12 protein-coding genes are annotated in these 17,453 nt (G+C 69.7%); 8 read left to right on the top strand and 4 right to left on the bottom strand.

Annotation, left to right across the window (positions count from 1 at the left end; all coding sequences use genetic code 11):
* The first annotated feature begins 273 nt into the window (after positions 1–273).
* Positions 274–3,060 (top strand): helix-turn-helix transcriptional regulator, encoded by a 2,787-nt coding sequence (locus IE313_RS05895; protein WP_189929870.1) that lies wholly within the window; start codon positions 274–276, stop codon positions 3,058–3,060.
* Between the two features lie 218 nt (positions 3,061–3,278).
* Here IE313_RS05895 and IE313_RS05890 read toward each other — a convergent pair whose 3' ends face one another.
* Together IE313_RS05890 and IE313_RS05885 are read right to left on the bottom strand one after the other, a co-directional pair.
* Positions 3,279–4,142 (bottom strand): alpha/beta fold hydrolase, encoded by an 864-nt coding sequence (locus tag IE313_RS05890; RefSeq protein WP_189929869.1) that lies wholly within the window; start codon positions 4,140–4,142, stop codon positions 3,279–3,281.
* Between the two features lie 520 nt (positions 4,143–4,662).
* Positions 4,663–5,487, bottom strand: coding sequence for an SDR family NAD(P)-dependent oxidoreductase (locus IE313_RS05885; protein ID WP_189929868.1), 825 nt, complete (start codon positions 5,485–5,487; stop codon positions 4,663–4,665).
* A gap of 1,494 nt (positions 5,488–6,981) precedes the next feature.
* Here IE313_RS05885 and IE313_RS05880 point away from each other — a divergent pair.
* From IE313_RS05880 to IE313_RS05850, 7 genes are all read left to right on the top strand, one after another.
* Positions 6,982–7,779, top strand: coding sequence for an alpha/beta hydrolase (locus tag IE313_RS05880; protein ID WP_189929867.1), 798 nt, complete (start codon positions 6,982–6,984; stop codon positions 7,777–7,779).
* Between the two features lie 342 nt (positions 7,780–8,121).
* Positions 8,122–9,249, top strand: a complete 1,128-nt coding sequence (locus IE313_RS05875) for an MBL fold metallo-hydrolase (protein WP_189929866.1) — start codon at positions 8,122–8,124, stop codon at positions 9,247–9,249.
* Between the two features lie 291 nt (positions 9,250–9,540).
* Complete coding sequence (locus IE313_RS05870) at positions 9,541–10,626, top strand: MBL fold metallo-hydrolase (protein WP_189929865.1); 1,086 nt, start codon at positions 9,541–9,543, stop codon at positions 10,624–10,626.
* Between the two features lie 246 nt (positions 10,627–10,872).
* Positions 10,873–12,762, top strand: a complete 1,890-nt coding sequence (locus tag IE313_RS05865; RefSeq protein ID WP_189929864.1) for an amidohydrolase — start codon at positions 10,873–10,875, stop codon at positions 12,760–12,762.
* 11 nt (positions 12,763–12,773) lie between these two features.
* A complete protein-coding gene (locus IE313_RS05860; protein WP_189929863.1) occupies positions 12,774–13,286 on the top strand; it encodes a DoxX family protein in 513 nt (170 codons plus the stop codon).
* Positions 13,283–13,981 (top strand): YoaK family protein, encoded by a 699-nt coding sequence (locus IE313_RS05855; protein ID WP_189929862.1) that lies wholly within the window; start codon positions 13,283–13,285, stop codon positions 13,979–13,981. The genes IE313_RS05860 and IE313_RS05855 overlap by 4 nt, the downstream gene beginning before the upstream one ends.
* Entirely contained in the window at positions 13,978–15,066 is a 1,089-nt protein-coding gene (locus IE313_RS05850) for an MBL fold metallo-hydrolase (protein ID WP_189929861.1), read from the top strand. The genes IE313_RS05855 and IE313_RS05850 overlap by 4 nt, the downstream gene beginning before the upstream one ends.
* A gap of 252 nt (positions 15,067–15,318) precedes the next feature.
* Here IE313_RS05850 and IE313_RS05845 read toward each other — a convergent pair whose 3' ends face one another.
* Together IE313_RS05845 and IE313_RS05840 are read right to left on the bottom strand one after the other, a co-directional pair.
* A complete protein-coding gene (locus tag IE313_RS05845) occupies positions 15,319–15,678 on the bottom strand; it encodes an SbcC/MukB-like Walker B domain-containing protein (protein ID WP_268256690.1) in 360 nt (119 codons plus the stop codon).
* 601 nt (positions 15,679–16,279) lie between these two features.
* Positions 16,280–17,302: a DEDDh family exonuclease gene (locus IE313_RS05840; protein ID WP_189929860.1), complete on the bottom strand. Its 1,023-nt coding sequence runs from the start codon at positions 17,300–17,302 to the stop codon at positions 16,280–16,282.
* Between the last annotated feature and the right edge of the window lie 151 nt (positions 17,303–17,453).

Genomic DNA, 17,453 nt, shown 5'->3' with positions numbered 1-17,453 from the left:
GGCGCCATGGAGGCACAGCACGGATCACCAGTTCCGACGACCCTCCGGGGCGTCGGACACAGGACGCCGCTGGTCGTCCTCGTCAGTCCTGGTGATGTCCTGAGGCAGCGCTGTGTGATCTCCTGTCCGCGGGATGCGGCGTAAGCCGGTGCACGGCACAGACGACGGACACCGAGCACGCGGCGAACACACGCCGCACAGTTGCATCAAGAATGTTCGCCGAACGCGTTTCCATCTACCAGGCTCGGCGCGGATACAAGGGGAGCGTGACCTGTGGGCTACAGCAGTCCCTTCACAGACGACGCCGCCGACGCCCTGGTGGGGCGCGCCAGGCAGCTCGAACGCATTCGCGACTTTCTCGGCTCGACGGACCGCGGTGGGGCACTCCTGCTGTCGGGCGATCCGGGAGTGGGCAAGACCGCCCTGCTCAACGCCGTGGCAGAGGCCGCAGTCGCCGACGGTTCGCAGGTACTGCGTGCTGCCGGCGTGGAGTTCGAAGCCGACGTGAGCTACTGCGGCTTGCACCAGGTCCTCTTCCCCTTCCACGAGGCGTTCGGTGACCTCGACACAAGTCACGGCGATGCCCTGCGGGTCGCCCTGGGCTTCGGCAGTGGGCCACCACCGGAACGTCTCGTCGTGTCCAGCGCGGCCCTCATGCTGCTGCGGCACGTGGCCGCATCCAGCCCCCTCCTCCTCGTCGTGGACGACCTGACCTGGCTGGACCGAGCCAGTGCCGCCGTCCTCGGTTTCGTCGCCCGCAGACTCGACGGCACCGGCGTCACCTTCCTCGGCGCCATGCGCTCGGGTACCGATACCTTCTTCAACGGCGGCGGCCTGCCCGAGTTCGAGGTGCCGCCCCTGGACGCGGAGTCGTCGAGAACTCTACTCACCACGCAATTCCCGACGCTCGCCGAGCGCGTTTCCCAGCGCATTCTGTCGGTGGCAGAGGGCAACCCCCTGGCTCTTCTGGAGTTGCCCACGGCCCTGAACGGCCAGCAGCGCGCGGCCCTGGAGGACCTTCCCCAGGTACTGCCAATGAGCCGACGGCTCCAGGCCATGTTCGCCTCCCGGGTGGCCGCCCTTCCCCTTGCCGCACGGCGCCTGCTGCTTCTCGTGACGATGGAGGGGACCGGCGACCTCGGAATCCTGCAGGCGTCGGCGCGGCGGGCCGGCTACGAAGCCGAGCTCGACGCGCTCGCCCCGGCTGAGCAGGACCGCCTGGTGACTTTCAAGGAGGGCACCAGACGGCTCGTTTTCCGGCATCCCTTGATCCGGTCGGCGGTGGTGGACGTCTGCACAAGTGCCGAACGCCGCGCCGCGCACCGCGCCCTCGCGCACGTCCTGGTGAACGAGCCCGAGCGCCGCGCCTGGCACCTCGGGGAAGCCTCCGTCGAACCGGACGAGCAGGTGGCCGCCCTGCTGGAACAGACGGCGCACCGGATCACGGGCCGGGGCGACTGTGTCGGGGCGGTGGCCGTGCTCGTGCGGGCGGCCGAATTGAGCCCGAGCGGCTCGGACCGTGCCCGTCGGCTGGCAGAAGCGGCCTACCTCGGTGCCGAGGCGACCGGGGAGCTCCGCGGTGCTTCGGAACTGCTGGAGAACGCCCGGCTGGCCGACCCGGATCTGAAGGGTTCCCTGCGCTCCGCCGCCGCCGCCGTTTTCCTGGTCCTCAACGACGACGGAAACGTCGGCGCTGCCTACCGGCTGCTCGTCGGTGCCATCGAGTCCGGCACCCACCAGTACCTGGCCAGTGACAGCGCCCTCGTCGACGCGCTCCACCTGCTGCTGGTCCTGTGTTTCTTCAGCGGCCGCGCAGAGCTGTGGAAACCTTTCTACGTGGCAGTCGGCCGTCTGAGACCGGAGCCGCCCGCCTTGCTGTCCGTGGCTGCCCGGACCGGTTCCGATCCGGCTCGTTCGGGGGCTGCCGCGCTGGATCAACTGGATTCCGTCCTCGCCGAGTTCCAGGACGAGACCGACCCGGCCCAAATCGTCCGGGCCGGCAGTGCCTCGATCTATGCCGACCGCCTGGGGGCTGTGCGCGATTCCTCATGGCGGGTCGTCCTGCAGGGGCGCGACGGCGGTCCGGTGCGCCGGCACCTCGGCGCGCTGGTGCACCTGTGCCTGGACGACTATCTGACCGGCCGGTGGGACGAGTGCACAGAACTGGCCGAGGAAGGCATACAGCTGTGCGAGAGTTCCGGGTACCACGCCTTGGCCTGGTACTTCCTGTACAGCCGGGCCATCGTCGCCGCGGCCCGTGGCGACGAGGAAACCGCCGACCGCATGACCGACCGGATGATCCGCTGGGCCACCCCCAGGGGCATCGAGACAGCGGTGCACTACGCGCGGCACGCACGTGCTGTCGGCGCACTCGGATGCGGCGACTTCGAACGCGCGTACCACAACGCGACGGCGATCAGCGCCGCGGGTACCTTCGCCTCCCACGTTCCGCACGCCCTGTGGGTGGCGATGGATGTCGTCGAAGCCGCGATACGGACCGACCGGCAGGGCGAGGCGGCCGCTCATGTGTGCGCGATGCGGGAGACCGGCATGGCAGCGCTGTCCCCGCGGCTCGCCCTGTTGGCAGGCGGCTCGGCGGCGCTGTGCGCGACCGAGGACGACGAGGCCATCTGCCTGTTCAGGCAGGCGCTGGCCATAGCAGGAACGGAGCGGTGGCCGTTCGATCTGGCCCGCGTGCGTCTGGTCTACGGGGAGCGGCTGCGACGGGCCCGCGCGAACGCCGATTCCCGGGAGCCGCTGCGGCTGGCGTACGACGCCTTCACGCTGCTCGGTGCGGGGCCGTGGGCTGAGCGTGCCGCCAAGGAGTTGCGGGCCACCGGGTGGGGCACGGTGAAGACCACGGCGAGCGGCGCGGTGCTCACGCCGCAGGAGTGGGAGATCGCGGAGCTCGCGGCATCCGGCCTGAGCAACAGGCAGATCGCGGAGCGGCTGTACCTCTCGCACCGGACCATCGGCTCACACCTGTACCAGATCTTTCCGAAGCTCGGTATCACGTCCAGGTCCGCTCTTCGTGACGCCCTGGCGGACCCGCAGGAATGACCCCGTCGCTCACGGCCCCGGCCTGGGTCCTGCGTGGTTCGGCGGGGCTGTGACCGACCGCCTCCTGTTGGGGTTTTCCGGGATGGCCACGGTCCACGGCGCCCTTGGCGCGGGGGTGCCAGGACCGGGTGTGCGGGCTTGGCACCCCCGTTGCGACCACGCCCGGCCGAGGTGCCGGTCTGTGGCCGCCCGGCTTTCGCCAGGGTGGTCGGGTGTGGTCAGTTGGTGGTGACGGTGGTGGTGTTTGCGGCTTGTTCGATGAGGTGGGTGACGAGTCCGGGGTTGGTGATCTGTGCGGCGTGGGGTGTGTCGGCTTCGGTGGTGTGGGAGTGGGCGCGGGTGGCCATGTAGCTTTCGGCGGCGGGGGGGATGAGGTGGTCGTCGTCGGAGACGAGGTACCAGGAGGGGATGGTCTTCCAGGCGGGTGTGGTGGAGGGCTGTCCGAGGGCCTGGAAGGCGATGGGGCTTTGGGCGGCGGCGAGTTCGGCGGCGGTGTTGTTGTTGAGGCGGCCGCTGAGGAGCAGGTCGTGGTATTGGTCGGCCTTGGCGTACAGGTCGACTGCGCTGGTGCCGTCGGGCTGGGTGTAGGGGACGGCGGTCAGGGCGGTGGGGACGGGTGCGTTCGGGTCGGTGGTGATGTGGCTGCCGGGGTACATGGTGGCCAGTTGGACTGCGCTTTCGCCGGTGTCGGGTGCGAAGGCGGAGATGTAGACGAGGGCTTTGACGTTGGTGTTGCCGGTGGCGGCGTCGGTGATGACGGATCCGCCGTAGGACTGGCCGGCCAGGATGACGGGGCCCTGGATGGTCTTGAGGTAGGAGGCCAGGTAGGCGGAGTCCTCGGCAAGGCCGCGCAGGCCGGTGGGCGGGGCGGTGACGGGGTAGCCGTCGGCCTGTAGGCGCTTGATCACACCGCTCCAGCCGGCCGAGTTGGACCAGGCACCGTTGACCAGCACGACAGTCGGCTTGGCAGCGGTGACCGCGCCGTCGGACGGCGCAGCCCACGCGAACGTACCCATACCCACAGCCAAAGAGAAGCCTGCAGCGCCGAAGACGGCGATGCGTATATTGCGGCGTCTGGACATGTGTTGTCTCCTTCTGAGAGGGATGTCTCCGGGTAAGGGCCATGTGTGGTCACGAGTTGTGGCCGAGATCGAATAAGACAGGGGAGCCGTACGCGACACAGCGGCGTAGAGCCCTGTCTTTCACCGAGGTCCGGCCTGATCACACGGGCCCTGGCCGTTCTCCCCGAATGTCACCTGGGACAGATGGTGGCCGCATCGGTCGATCAACCACCGTCCGCCGGCGCGACCCGCCGGGGTGGCCAGTCGTCACAACGGTGCGGGCGGTACTCCCGCAGGTCGGAGGATGTCGCATGCCGGGTGCGCGGCCCGATGGCTGATCGGGCCGCCGCCAGGGGGAAAGCCGAACCGATCAGCGGCATAGACATACGAAAGCTCCCCGCCGCCGCGGCCGAGCGTTCGTCAAGCCGCTGCCCCGGCCGGCCGGCCACCAGGACGGTACAACGTGGATGCTCCCCGCCCGGCGCCTGTTGCCCCGCGCGACCGGACCGGGAGTACGCGGCCTGGCGGACGCGGACGCCGCCTACCGTGATGTGCCGCTGCCGGGTCCGCAGCCTGACCGGGCAGCCGTGATCCGTAGCGGACGGGCACCCTTGGGCCTGCCGACGGCAGCGGCGATGGCCAGCGCCGTCCGAGCCACCTCTGCCTCCGCGGGCGTCTGCTCGGCCAGTTGCACCTCAACCCGATGAAGCAGGCCGGGGTAGCGGCCTTCGTACGACAGGACAGCCTCGGTGTCGTCGGGATGGACGGCGCGCAAGCGCGATCCAGTGACCGGCGTGGGGAAACCTGCGGCGACTATCGTGGTCTCGATCCCGAAGCCGATCAGTTCTCGTGCGTAGCTCTCCGCGAGATGCTCGATCACCGTCACCGCTGCGGAGTGCAGGGCGAGGTAGGGGAAGCTCGCGCCCTCGCGGTCGCCGGGCACCATCCAGACCAGCAGACCCTCACGCCGCTGCCGCATCTGCGGCAGGACAGAACGGTTCACCCGCTGCGTGGACAGCACATGTGCGTCGTAGATCTGTGCCAACTGGTACGGGGTGAAGGACTCAACGGGACCACGGGGTACAGGTCCCGCGACGTGGACAACAGCGTCGATTCTTCCGGCCTCCGCCAGGATGCCGGCGATCGCCGTGGACACTGAGCGCTGGTCGGCCGTGTTCAGGGCGATGGGACGCAGGGGCGCGTCGTGGTCACGGGTCCGCCGGTCTGGCATGGCCGGGCCGGCAGCCGGATGGACCGTGAAGGGTCCCACGCCGGCGTAGACGGTGTGGCCGGTGTCGGCCAGTGCCGTCGCGGTGGCTGCCCCGAGGCCGCTGGAAGCTTCCGCGACAAGAACGATCTTGGACATAGTGCTCCTCGGCGCATGCCGCCGGCGGCACGAAGGCCGCGGACGTACTGAGCGCCTGGCGTGGGCCACTCCCGCGGGAGAGTGGCGTCAGAACATGCCTGACATTGCGGCTTCTCCGGTGTGGTCACTGCCGACAGCTTGTCCAAGGAGACCAGGCGGCTCACGCCCGCTGCTGGACCGTCCCTCCTCTCCCCCTGCCAGCCTCGGAAGCCTGCTGTGGAACAGCACCTCCCGTGCTGCCGTACGGACCTGTCGGGCAAGTATCAGTGAGGACGGGACCCGCCCGCATGAGTTGGGTGACTGAGACCGGGACTACGGCGGACTGGTCGGCGACGGCGCCCGTGTTCCGTCCCACCCGGTTTCCTCCGCGATGCATCGGATACCAGTGCGGTGTACGGCAGTATCCGCTCCGGCCGTCTCGGCGGGAAGTGGAGGTCGCCCGCACAACTCGTCGGGCCTGAGTACACGCCGGTCAGGCCGCCCGGTTCGGGGGCCCCGCGCCCCGGCACCTGTCACCGCAGGAGTCCTCGGCGAGGAGGATCTGTTCTCGTACGTAAGGCGCGTTATCGGGGCACGCGGCCTGACCGCCTTCGTCACCTTCCGCCCGCCGATTCCCGCGGGCACGACCACCGACCGACACCTGCTCGCCCGTATGGCTTGGCACAGCGTCCAGACGCCCTCCCCGACGACCCCCACCGCTGAGCCAGGGAACTGATGCGCGCCGGGACACTCGTCGTCCACCCTCCGACCCGCACAAATACCGGTGACAGGGATGGACCGACTGCCCGTCCCGGAGTGTCGTGACAGCCGACGGCGGTCGTTCGACGGATGCGGTTACCAGCCGATCGGGAGACGCTGACGAGCGGCGCAAGAGGCCAGTCGGCAATCGTTGTCGAGGTCCATCGCGTCCGACGTGGAAGAGGGCGGCTGGAAACCGCAGGACCGTACCGCCCCTGCCCCTCGCCGGCCGCATCGATGACCGCGAGACACCCACGTTTCCCCGGGAAGGCAGGAATGAAGAACACCGCACTATCGTGAGAAAGCCCGTCCGCGACAACGCTCCGGCGCGAAGGTCCCCTCCTTCCGCATCGTCAAGGAGAGACCGGAGCAGCGCCGGAGAGCGAAGTACACGGTACTTGTGTCCGGACGGGCCGCCCCTGCGGCAGCCACTTCGCCCCGCTCGTCAGCATCGAAGACCGCGAAGTGCCGCGCCGGCGCGATCGGCTGCATGCCGTCGCCGCGGCCGACGCAACGGTGCCTTCGGGTCAGATGTCGGCCGGAGCCGAGGCCGGCGCGGCAACCGGTGCCGTTGCCTCGGCATCTGCCGGTGCCGGCGGACCGCTCACTCACGCGGTGCATCCTCTCGTCCTCACCTGTTTCCCGGCCCGCGGCCCGCAGCCCCGGTCCGGGGGCCTCTGTTCCGCGGCCTACGGCGCCATGCCACGTCCCGTTGAGTTATTACTACGCCCACCTTGATGTGCGGGGAGTCCCACCATGTCCGCTCCGACTCCGATCGTCCTTGTTCACGGCCTGTGGATCCACTCCACCTCCTGGCAGAATTGGATGGAGGTCTACCAGCAGGCGCACTACCGGCCGACGGCCCCGGGCTGGCCGGGAGACGGCGACACCGTGGCTGCCACCCGTCAGAACGCCGCCGCGGTGGCCAACCACGGCATCGAAGCCATCACCGAGAGCTACCGTCGTGTGATCGACACGCTCGATGCCGCGCCGGTCGTCATCGGCCACTCCTTCGGTGGCCTGATAGCGCAGAAACTCCTTGCCGAGGGGCGGGCCCGCGCCGCCGTCGCCATCGACCCCGGCCAGATCAAGGGTGTAAAGCCCGTGCCGCTCGCACAGATCCGCTCGGGTCTGCCCGTGCTCGGCAAGCCGGGCAACAAGAAGAAGGCCGTCTCGCTCACCAGGAAGCAGTTCCGCTACGGCTTCGGCAACGCCATTCCGAAGGCCGAATCGGACGACCTGTTCGAGCGATGGGCCATCCCCGGTCCCGGCCGACCGCTGTTCGAGGCGAGCAGCGCCAATTTCAGCAGGACCTCCCCTGCAGCGGTGGACACGAAGAACAGCAACCGGGGGCCGTTGCTGATCATCGGCGGCGGAAAGGACCACACCGTCCCCGAAGTCGTCGCCAAGGCCGCCTGGAAACTGTACCGGGGCTCGAACGCCACGACCGAGTACCAGGTGTTCCCCGACCGCGGCCACTCGCTGGTCTTCGACCACGGCTGGCGGGAGATCGCGGAATACACCCTCGCCTGGCTCGAGCGGCAGGGCATCTGAGGCCACCGGCGCGGCTGCACCCCAGGGCCGTGCGTCAGCCATCAGCGGCAGGAAGAACCATGATGAGGTCACCCGTGAGACGTCGACGATCCACACCGCGTTTCACGTTGCTGGGCGCCTGCCCCGGTCCCGGGGACCGCGAGCGTCTCCCGCGGTGACGCGTCGGCCCGCAGCGCCGATCGCGCCCGCCCCGCGCTGCCGAGTTGAGCGTCGCCTCCTTCCGAAGGCTTCCCACGCCACCGCTGCGGGCCGACAGACCCCGCGCACGGCTAAGACCGATAAACAGCGCTTCATCCGAAGGCCCGGGCTACTCACCCGGCCACTCCACGAAGGTGAATCATCATGACATCTGAATCTCGCGACTCCAATGTGACACGGTCGTCCTCCCGCCGAGTCCTCCTCAAGGGGGCGGCGCTGGGCACGGTCGTGCCCGCGGCCGCTGCCCTGCTCGGACCGGTGCTGGCGACACCGGCCGCCGCGGCCACTCCGGTCACTGCGGCCGGCGCGGCCACAAGCTCCGCGCTGCCCGACTTCGCGCCCGTCCCCGCGGCTTCGCTGGGACCGGCCGTGAACTCCGAGGGCTACTTCGTCGGGTGCATTTCGGGCAACCTGTACTGGGTCACCGACTCCTACTACCAGGCCATGTTCCTCACCACGCGTGAGGGCGTGGTCCTGGTCGACGCACCGCCCACGCTCGGGCACAACCTGATGCGCGCGATCCAGGACGTGACCCGCCCCCTCGGCAGGCCGAGCCGCGTCACGCATATGGTCTACTCGCACAACCACGCCGACCACATCGGCGCGGCCGGCCTGTTCGGCGACCGGGTCGAGCGCATAGCCCACGTCCAGACACGCGAGATCCTGCGCAGGGCAGCCGATCCCGATCGGCCCCTGCCGACGGTGACCTTCAAGAACAACCTGGTGGTTGAGGTCGGCGGCGAGCGGCTCGAACTGGCCTACCACGGCCCCAACCACTCGCCTGACAACATTTTCATCCACGCCCCCGCGTACGCGACCTTGATGGTCGTGGACGTCGTCTTCCCGGGCTGGACCCCGTTCAAGAACCTCGCCGAGTCCCAGGACATCCCCGGCTGGATCGCCGCACACGAGACCGCCCGTTCCTATCCGTGGACCACCCTGGTCGGGGGGCACCTGGGACGCCTGGGGACCCGTACGGACCTGGACGTCCAGCGCGGCTACGTCAGCGACCTCCAGGACAGCGTGCGCACCACGCTCAGCACACTGGACCCGACACCCTTCTTCGAGAAGTACGGTGCCACCGGCAACGGATGGGCCATCTTCAAGACCTATCTCGACGCCGCGACGCAGCAGGCCGCCGCCCCTGTCATCAGCGCCTACCTCGGACGGCTCGCCGCAGCCGACGTCTTCACCTCGGAAAACGCCGCCGCCATGATCAACTCCATGCGCATCGACTACGACGTACTCGGCCCCTTCGGCAACCACCCATAAGCCAGCCGGCGGGCGGTGGAATTGGTGACCGCAACTGTCGGCGGTGCGATGAGGATGCAGGAGGGAATCGGCATTCAAAGCCGGTTCAGAGGTCTGCTGCATGTACCGACTGGAGGCCGGGTCGGTCCTTGGAAGCCGAGGTTGCTCGGCACCCCGGCAATGCATCATTTGCCGCTGCGTAGAACAGTGGGCCGAATTTGATCGTACGCTGTCTCGCCGACCCCGGAAAAAGGGGGCAGGCTGCTGTTCCGTGCCATGTCGCCCGTAAGTTTCTGTAGCAAAGGAGCGTTGATGTCCATTCAACCCCACCGTATCCGGCCCGATCGTCGCGGATTCGTCCGGATTGCCGCCGGTGCTGCGGCCGGATCTACGGCGGTCCAGATTCTGGGGCTGGAATCCCAGAGTGCGGCTGCGGACGAGCCGCCGACCTCGTCCGGTTATGCTCCGATCCCCTCCGCAGCGCTGGGGCCCGCCCTCAACTCCGACGGTTACTTCGTCGGTCGAATCAAGGGCAACCTGTACTGGATCACCGACTCCTACTTCCAGGCCATGTTCCTCAGCACACGTGAAGGCGTCGTCGTCGTCGACGCGCCTCCCACGATCGGCAACAACCTGCTGCGCGGTATCCGCGAGGTCACCAAGGCGAACGGCCGGCCGGGTCGGATCACTCATCTGATCTATTCTCATTCGCACGCCGACCACATCGGCGCCTCCTCTGTTTTCGGCAAGGACGTCGTCCGGATCGGTCACACGGAGACCCGACGCCTTCTGCGAATCGACCGGGACCCCAACCGCATACCTCCTTCGGTGACGTTCGATGACCGCTTCAATCTCTCCGTGGGAGGCGAACGCCTTGAACTTGCCTACCACGGCCCGAACCACTCGCCGGACAACATCTTCGTCTATGCCCCCGACTATGAGACCCTCATGGTCGTCGACATCATTTACCCCGGTTGGGTGCCCTTCAAATGGCTTGCCGTGTCCGGCGACATACCAGGTTGGATCAAAGCGCACAATATTGCTCTCAAGTATCCCTGGACGACGCTTGTGGGCGGTCACATCGGACGGCTCGGGCTTCGTGCGGATGCGGAACTGCAAAAACGGTATGTCGCGGATCTCGAAGCGGGAACTCGAGACGCCATCTCCTCGCTCGACCCGGCGCCCTTCGTGGAGGAGTTCGGGCCGTCCCATAATTCATGGGCCATACATGCGGCGTATCTGGATGCGGCTGCCCAGCAGGTCGCGGCGCCTCTGGTCGCCAAGTACCGCGGAAAGTTGGCAGCCGTGGACGTCTTCACCCTCGACAATGCTGCCACGATGGTCGAATCAGTGCGGATCGACGCGGGAGTCCTCGGGGCTTTCGGTATTCATCCCTAGGCGATGACGCCGGCGGTGGATCGCGGTGCTCTGGGTGCGCGGTCTGCTGGACGCAGCAGCCTCCTACTCGGACATGGCCGACTGCCGCGGGCCGGCACGTGAAGTCGCCGGCCTCGAATGGCACAGCAGCGGGCATCGAACTCACCCGGCCCGAGATCAACGACTCCTACTCAAGTCAGCGCAGGTGCGCAGTGCTCAACACGGAAGTCTAGGCCGCTTCACACGCGGCAGGAAACGGAGCCAAGGATGACATTCATGCCCGTCGCGGGTCTCGCCCCCGGATCGCCCGCCCGGCCCGCCGATCTCATCGTCCGCAACGCGAAGATCTACACGGGGGATTCCCGGCGGCCGTTCCTAACTGCGCTCGCGGCCACCGATGGCGTGATCGACGCCGTAGGCGGCGACGCCGACGTCGCGGGCCTCATCGGGCCGGACACCGTGGTCGTGGACGCCATGGGCCGCCGGGCCGTGCCCGGGCTGAACGACTCGCACAACCATGTGGTCCGCGGTGGTCTGCACTACACCCTTGAGCTGCGTTGGGACGGGGTGCGTTCGTTGCGTCGGGCGCTGGCGATGCTGCGGGAGCAGGCCGCTCGGACCCCGGAGGGCCAGTGGGTGCGGGTGGCGGGCGGGTGGAGCGTGGAGTCCTTCGCCGAGCGCCGGATGCCCACTCCGGCCGAGTTGAACGAGGCTGCCCCGGACACGCCGGTGATCGTGACGCACCTCTATCAGGCGGCGATCCTCAACCGTGCCGCGCTGAAGGCTGCCGGGATCGGCCGGGAGACCGCGGCGCCGCCTGGTGGCCAGATCGTCCGCGGCCACGACGGCGAACCCACCGGCATGCTGATCGCCGCTCCCAGTGCCTTGCTGCTGTACTCCACGATCGCCAAGGCCCCGGTCTTGGACCCCGAGGGCCAGCGGGAGTCGACGCGCCAGTTCCTGCGCGAGCTGAACCGCTTCGGGCTGACCTCGCTGATCGACGCGGCAGGCGGCTTCCAGGACTTCCCCGGCGGTTATGCCGCCGTGACCAGCCTGCACGAGGCGGGTGAGCTGACCGTGCGCGTCGCCTATCACCTTTTCCCGCAGACCCTCGGCGGTGAACTGGAGGATCTGCGCCGCTGGATAGGTATGGTCCGCCCCGAGGACGGCGACGGCTGGCTGCGTTTCAACGGCGCGGGGGAGAACCTCACCTGGGCCGCCGCCGACTTCGAGAACTTCGCTCAGCCGCGCCCCCAACTGCCTGCGTACGAGGGTGAGTTCGAAAAGGCGGTGCGGCTGCTCATGGAGCATGGCTGGGGTTTCCGGCTGCACGCCACCTACGACGAGACCATCCGCCGCGACCTTGTTGTTTTCGAGAAGCTGGCCGCTGAGGGGCTCTTCCCGGGTGGTAACCGCTGGCTCTTCGACCATGCGGAGACCATCTCGCCCGAGAGCCTGGACCGTGTCGCCGCCCTGGGCGGCGCGATAGGCGTGCAGCACCGGCTGGCCTATCAGGGCGAGACCTTCCGCGACCGTTACGGTGACGAGGCCGCTGCTGCTGCCCCGCCGCTGGGCGCGATGCGGGAGCGCGGCCTGACCGTGGCCGCGGGGACGGATGCCACCCGCGTGTCCACCTTCAACCCCTGGGTCGCCTTGTACTGGCTGGTCTCGGGCCGCAACGTCCGCGGGGTGCCGCTGCGCTCGCGCGCCAACCGGGTCGACCGGGAGACGGCCCTGGCGATGTACACCTCGGCCGGCGCGTCCCTCACCGGGGAGGAGGGGATCAAGGGCGTGTTGCGGCCCGGTTTCTACGCCGACCTCGCAGTCCTGAGCGACGACTACTTCACCGTCCCGGAAGAGGAGATCCCCGGCATCGAAGCGCTGCTCACCGTAGCCGGCGGCCGCATCGTGTACGCAGCCGGCCAGTTCGAAGGACTGGCCGCCCCGGCGCCGACGGTGGTGCCTGACTGGAGCCCGATCGCCCACTTCGGCGGCTATCAGGCATCCCCCAGGCCGTCCCGCCCGGAGCCCTCCGGGGTCCGGCAGGCCGAGGTGCTGGCCCAGGCCGCCGCCGATTCCACCCAATACCGCAGTTGGCGTGCCGAACGCGGACTGGCCGGCGATGTCCCCGCCCTCGATGACCCTTGCTTCGGATAGGGAGGGCTTGGATGAATGTCGGTCTGCTTGTCCTCCGGCTCTCCGCCGGGCTGTTGCTGGCCGCGCACGGGCTGCAGAAGGTGAGTTTCCGCTTGGGCGGACAGGGGCTGGCAGGCGGTATCGCCGAGTTCCGTGGGGACGGTTTCCGTGGCGGGGCGCTCACCGCCCTGGCCGCGGGCGGCGGTCAACTCGTGGCCGGAGCGCTCTTCCTCGCCGGTGCGCTCACTCCTCTGGCAGCCGCCACAGCCGTGGGAGTGATGGTCGTCGCCGTCACCGTGAAGTGGGCGAACGGGCCCTGGGCCCCGGGCGACGGCTACGAGTACCCCGGTTTCCTCGTGGTGGTCGCGGCGGTGCTCGGCTTCACGGGGCCCGGGCGCTGGTCACTCGACGGTGTCTACGGGCTGACACCCTGGCCCGGTTGGGCCGCCGCGGCCGCCGCGGCGACCGGTGTGGCCGCGGGCCTGCTCACCCGACTCGTCCTGCACCGGGCGCCGCCCACCCCCGCCGCCGAGGACGCGCCATGATACGCGCCCTGCTCCGTGTCTCCGACCGGCTGCTGCCCGGCGGTGCCGCGAAGTACGGGCCGCTGCCGACACTGCTGATCGTGCTCACCTTCGTCACCGGTGTGGTGGACGCCGTCAGCTACCGCAGCCTCGGTCACGTCTTCGTGGCCAACATGACGGGCAACGTGGTCTTCTCCGCTTTCTCCCTGGCGGGGGCCAAGTCCCTCTCCGTCTGGGCACCCGCGCTGGCCATCGCCGCATTCATGGCGGGCGCGTGGGCGGAGGCGCGCCTCGCGGGCACCCCCGCCGACACCGTGCGGCGCTTCCAAGTCATTGTCGGCCTCCAGGCTCTGCTGGTGGCGGGAGCCGCGGTGGCGGCTGCCACGCTGGGCCACCGCTCCACAGGTGCGGTCACGGTGCTGATCATCCTGCTCGGCTGCGGGATGGGGCTGCAGAATGCAGTCGTCCGCCGACTGGCCGTCCCCGACCTCACCACCACCGTGCTCACGCTGACCGTCACCGGGCTGGCGTCCGACCGCCCGGGGCTCCCGACCATACGCCGCCTCGTCTCCGTGGCAGCCATGCTGTGCGGCGCCCTGTGCGGAGCCGCGCTCACCCTTCACGCCGGCACGGCGTGGGCTCTCCTGCTCGCCCTGCTGCTGTTGCTCGCCGTTGCCGTAGCGGCGAACGCCTCCACCGAAAGGTATCGCGCATGACCACCACCGACACACCCGGATCGACGGCCCGCCGCGCGCTTCTCAAGCGGGCCGCACTGGCCGCGTCCATACCTGCCGCGGCCAGCCTGCTGGGCGCCGCGCTGCCCGGCACCGCGCACGCGGCCGACACCGACGGCCTGCCCGACTTCGCCCCCCTGCCCGGCCAGGCGTTCGGCCCGGCGCCGAACGCCCAGGGCTACTACGTGGGCCGGATCGGCGGCGCCCTGCACTGGGTCACCGACGGCACCTACCAGGCGATGTTCCTCGCCACCCGGAAGGGAGTGGTGCTTGTCGACGCACCGCCGACCCTGGGCCACAACCTGCAGCGCGCCATCCAGGATGTCACCGGACCGCTCGGCCTGCCGAGCCGGGTCACGCACCTCGTCTACTCCCACTCTCACGCCGACCACATCGGTGCGGCAGGGATGTGGGGCAAGGAAGTGGAGCGCATCGGCCACGTCGAGAGCCGCCGGCTGCTGCAGCGCGAAGCCGACCCGGAGCGCCCTGTGCCCACCACCGTCTTCGAGGACCACTTCACCCTCGAGGTCGGCGGCGAGCGCCTGGAACTGGCCTACCACGGGCCCAACCACTCCCCGGACAACATCTACGTCTACGCACCCGAGTACCGCACCCTGATGCTGGTCGACGTGTTCTTCCCGGGCTGGGTGCCCTTCAAGGAACTCGCGGTGTCGCAGGACATCCCCGACTGGGTCAAAGCCCACGACACAGCGCTGGGCTACCCCTGGCAGACGCTGGTCGGCGGCCACCTCGGGCGCCTGGGCCAACGCTCGGACGCCGAGACGCAGAAGCAGTACATGGCCGACCTGACCGCCAGCACACGTGCTGCCCTCACAGGGCTCGACCCGACCCCGTACTTCGCCAAATACGGCCCCACCGGCAATTTCTGGGCCGTCTTCAAGACCTACCTGACAGCAGTCGCCGAGCAAGCCGCCGCCCCGGTGACCAGCAAATACCTCGGGGTACTGGCCGCGGCCGACGTCTTCACCGTGGACAACGCCGCCGCGCTGGTCGAATCGCTCCGCATCGACTCCGACGTCCTCGGCCCCTTCGGGATCCACCCATGAGGGCCGGAGCGCCGATCTCCCTCCTCGGCCGCAGCAGGCGTGGCGCCGGCCCGTCCAGCGCAGCCGTCGGGCGGCTGGGGCTGTGACCCGGATGATCTGCCGGAAGCTCGCGGCGTCCGGTGCCGTAAATCGCAAGGCGCCGGGCCGGCCTCGCAGCGGGGCTGCTCGGTCGGTTCGGCGACGAAGCGAGGCGCCGTGTCGGGCGTCGCAAGCCGGTGAACCGTGCCGGTCACAGCACTCTGCCCGCACCCATCAACTTTTGACATCAACGGAGACTCTTCGCGACACGGAAGCGTCACCGGGGGAAAGTGGATCATCGTCGCGTGGGCCCACAAAACTGGACAGAAGCCCGGTGATCGACTGGTGGACGGCGATACCGGAGAGCTCCCGGAACGTGCACCACTCGTGGTCGGTGGTGAGGATCAGATCGAGGTCGAGGGCGCTGAGCAGGGCGAACACCTGACCTCGGTTGGTGGTGTCCACGCCGACGACCTCGTCCAGCAGGATGGGGCGGGGTGCATCCGGTACGGCCTCGTAGTGGGACGCCACAGCGGCGAAGAGCGGGAGGTGCAGAGCTATCGCCTTCTCGCCGCCCGACAGGGCACTATGCAGCTTCTTGGTGAGGAGCTGTCATCCCGAGCCGTTGGCGCGGTCTAGTTTGACCATGAACTGGTGCCAGGCGGCCGCCTCGTCGTCCGCCGAAGGCACCTGCACGAGCGGCCCGGCGGCGGGCGGCGGTGCGGCCCCCTCCCCCTCCCGGTCCGCCGGCTCCTGCGACGTGCCACGCGTGCCCGACGACGGCGCCCGGCGCGTGCACCTCGAAGGACATGTCGTAGTCGTTTCCGCAGACCTCGCACACCGCCATGGGCCACAGGGCGGGGTTCCGCGGCCGGCGGGGCGAGCCACGGCCGGGCGCGTCGCCCGCCTGTCACCCGTCTGACGTCCGTCTGCCTCCTACGCGGCCGGCGACCGCCGCCACCCGACGCCACGGGGTGAGGGGCGCGGAGTGAGGGGGCGCGGGGTGCCGGGCCGTGGGGCGAGGGTGCGCGCGTCACCCGGTCGCTGTGGCCGCGGCTGTGGCTGTCACCCTTGCCCGTCGCCGTCGCCGTCGCCGTGCTGTCCGTGTCGCCGCAGTCGTCGGCCGGCGCCCCGGCGCGGGTGGCTGCCCTTGGCGCAGGCCGTCGGGGTCCGCACCGGATGCCGCGCCGCCGCGCTACTGGGCCGGAGCCACGTCCTGCAGGAGCTGGCCGAAGGCCGCCTCGTCGACCACGGGGGTCCCGAACTGCCTGGCCTTGACGGTCTTGCCGGTGCCGGAGTCCGGGTCGTTGGTGACGAGCAGGCTGGTCAGCCGGGACACACTGGTCGCCACGTGCAGGCCCGCCGCCACCGCCCGGTCCTCCAGCAGCTCCCGCTCGACGGAGGTGTCACCGGAGAACGCCACCCGCATGCCCTGCTGGAGCGGCCTGCCCGGTTCGTAGCGGCCCGGGTTCGGATACGGGCACGGCGGTCGCTTGCGCGACGGGCGCCAACCGCCGGGCCGGTAACCCGCCTGACGTCCGATCCGGCCCGCCGCCCCCTGGTCCGCCCCGCCCTCGTACCACTCCGTGAGCGGCCGGCACTCCAGCAGCGGCAGCCGCACCCCGCCGTGCGCCGCGGCGTGCAGGCTGGGCCGGAACGCCTCGGCGAGCACCCGTGCGTCGTCCAGCGCGTGGTGCGCGCGGCGCTGGACGACGCCGAAGTGCGCCGCGAGCGTCTCCAGCTTGTGGTTGGCCAGCGGAAGGCCCAGCTCCTTGCTGAGGGCGATGGTGCACAGCCGCTGCCGCACGGGCGCGGTGCGCTGCGCCCGCGCGTACTCCCGGGCGATCATGGACCAGTCGAAGACCGCGTTGTGCGCGACCAGGACGCGGTCCGCGAGACGGGACGCGAACTCCTCGGCGATGTCCGCGAAGAGCGGCGCGCCCTTGAGGACCTCGTGCGTCAGACCGTGGATCCACACGGGGCCCGGATCGCGCTCCGGATTGACCAGTGTGTACCAGTGGTCCTCTATCTCGCCGCGGGCGTCGACGCGGTAGACGGCGGCCGACACGATGCGGTCGTCACGCGCGAGGCCCGTGGTCTCCACGTCGACGACCGCGTACCCCTGGGGGAAGGCGGCAGGCCAAGTCACCGCGGACGCCGTGGAGTCCGCGGAGGCCGGGCACACCGCGGGGGCCGCGAGCGAGGGATCTTCGAGCATGGTCACTGAGGATACGGGGCGCCACTGACAGCGCCCGAATCACCCGGGGTCGGCACGGAGCTCACGGGCCCGCGGGTGCGGGCGCGGCGGGCGCGAGCAGGCCGCGGCCGTGGTGGCCGGGCGGCGGCCGGGCGGGGGCAGGCACCGGTCC

Origin of the sequence: Streptomyces sulfonofaciens (genome assembly GCF_014656295.1) — a bacterium.
In the GTDB taxonomy this organism is placed as follows: domain Bacteria; phylum Actinomycetota; class Actinomycetes; order Streptomycetales; family Streptomycetaceae; genus Streptomyces; species Streptomyces sulfonofaciens.
This window is presented reverse-complemented; position numbering and strand designations above follow the sequence as displayed.

Bases quoted from the DNA above. Each gene is read 5' to 3' on its own strand.
- IE313_RS05850 (WP_189929861.1), top strand. From the start codon at position 13,978: ATGACCACCACCGACACACCCGGATCGACGGCCCGCCGCGCGCTTCTC.
- IE313_RS05855 (WP_189929862.1), top strand. From the start codon at position 13,283: ATGATACGCGCCCTGCTCCGTGTCTCCGACCGGCTGCTGCCCGGCGGT.
- IE313_RS05885 (WP_189929868.1), bottom strand. From the start codon at position 5,487: ATGTCCAAGATCGTTCTTGTCGCGGAAGCTTCCAGCGGCCTCGGGGCA.
- IE313_RS05890 (WP_189929869.1), bottom strand. From the start codon at position 4,142: ATGTCCAGACGCCGCAATATACGCATCGCCGTCTTCGGCGCTGCAGGC.
- IE313_RS05840 (WP_189929860.1), bottom strand. From the start codon at position 17,302: ATGCTCGAAGATCCCTCGCTCGCGGCCCCCGCGGTGTGCCCGGCCTCC.
- IE313_RS05875 (WP_189929866.1), top strand. From the start codon at position 8,122: ATGACATCTGAATCTCGCGACTCCAATGTGACACGGTCGTCCTCCCGC.
- IE313_RS05865 (WP_189929864.1), top strand. From the start codon at position 10,873: ATGACATTCATGCCCGTCGCGGGTCTCGCCCCCGGATCGCCCGCCCGG.
- IE313_RS05860 (WP_189929863.1), top strand. From the start codon at position 12,774: ATGAATGTCGGTCTGCTTGTCCTCCGGCTCTCCGCCGGGCTGTTGCTG.
- IE313_RS05880 (WP_189929867.1), top strand. From the start codon at position 6,982: ATGTCCGCTCCGACTCCGATCGTCCTTGTTCACGGCCTGTGGATCCAC.
- IE313_RS05870 (WP_189929865.1), top strand. From the start codon at position 9,541: ATGTCCATTCAACCCCACCGTATCCGGCCCGATCGTCGCGGATTCGTC.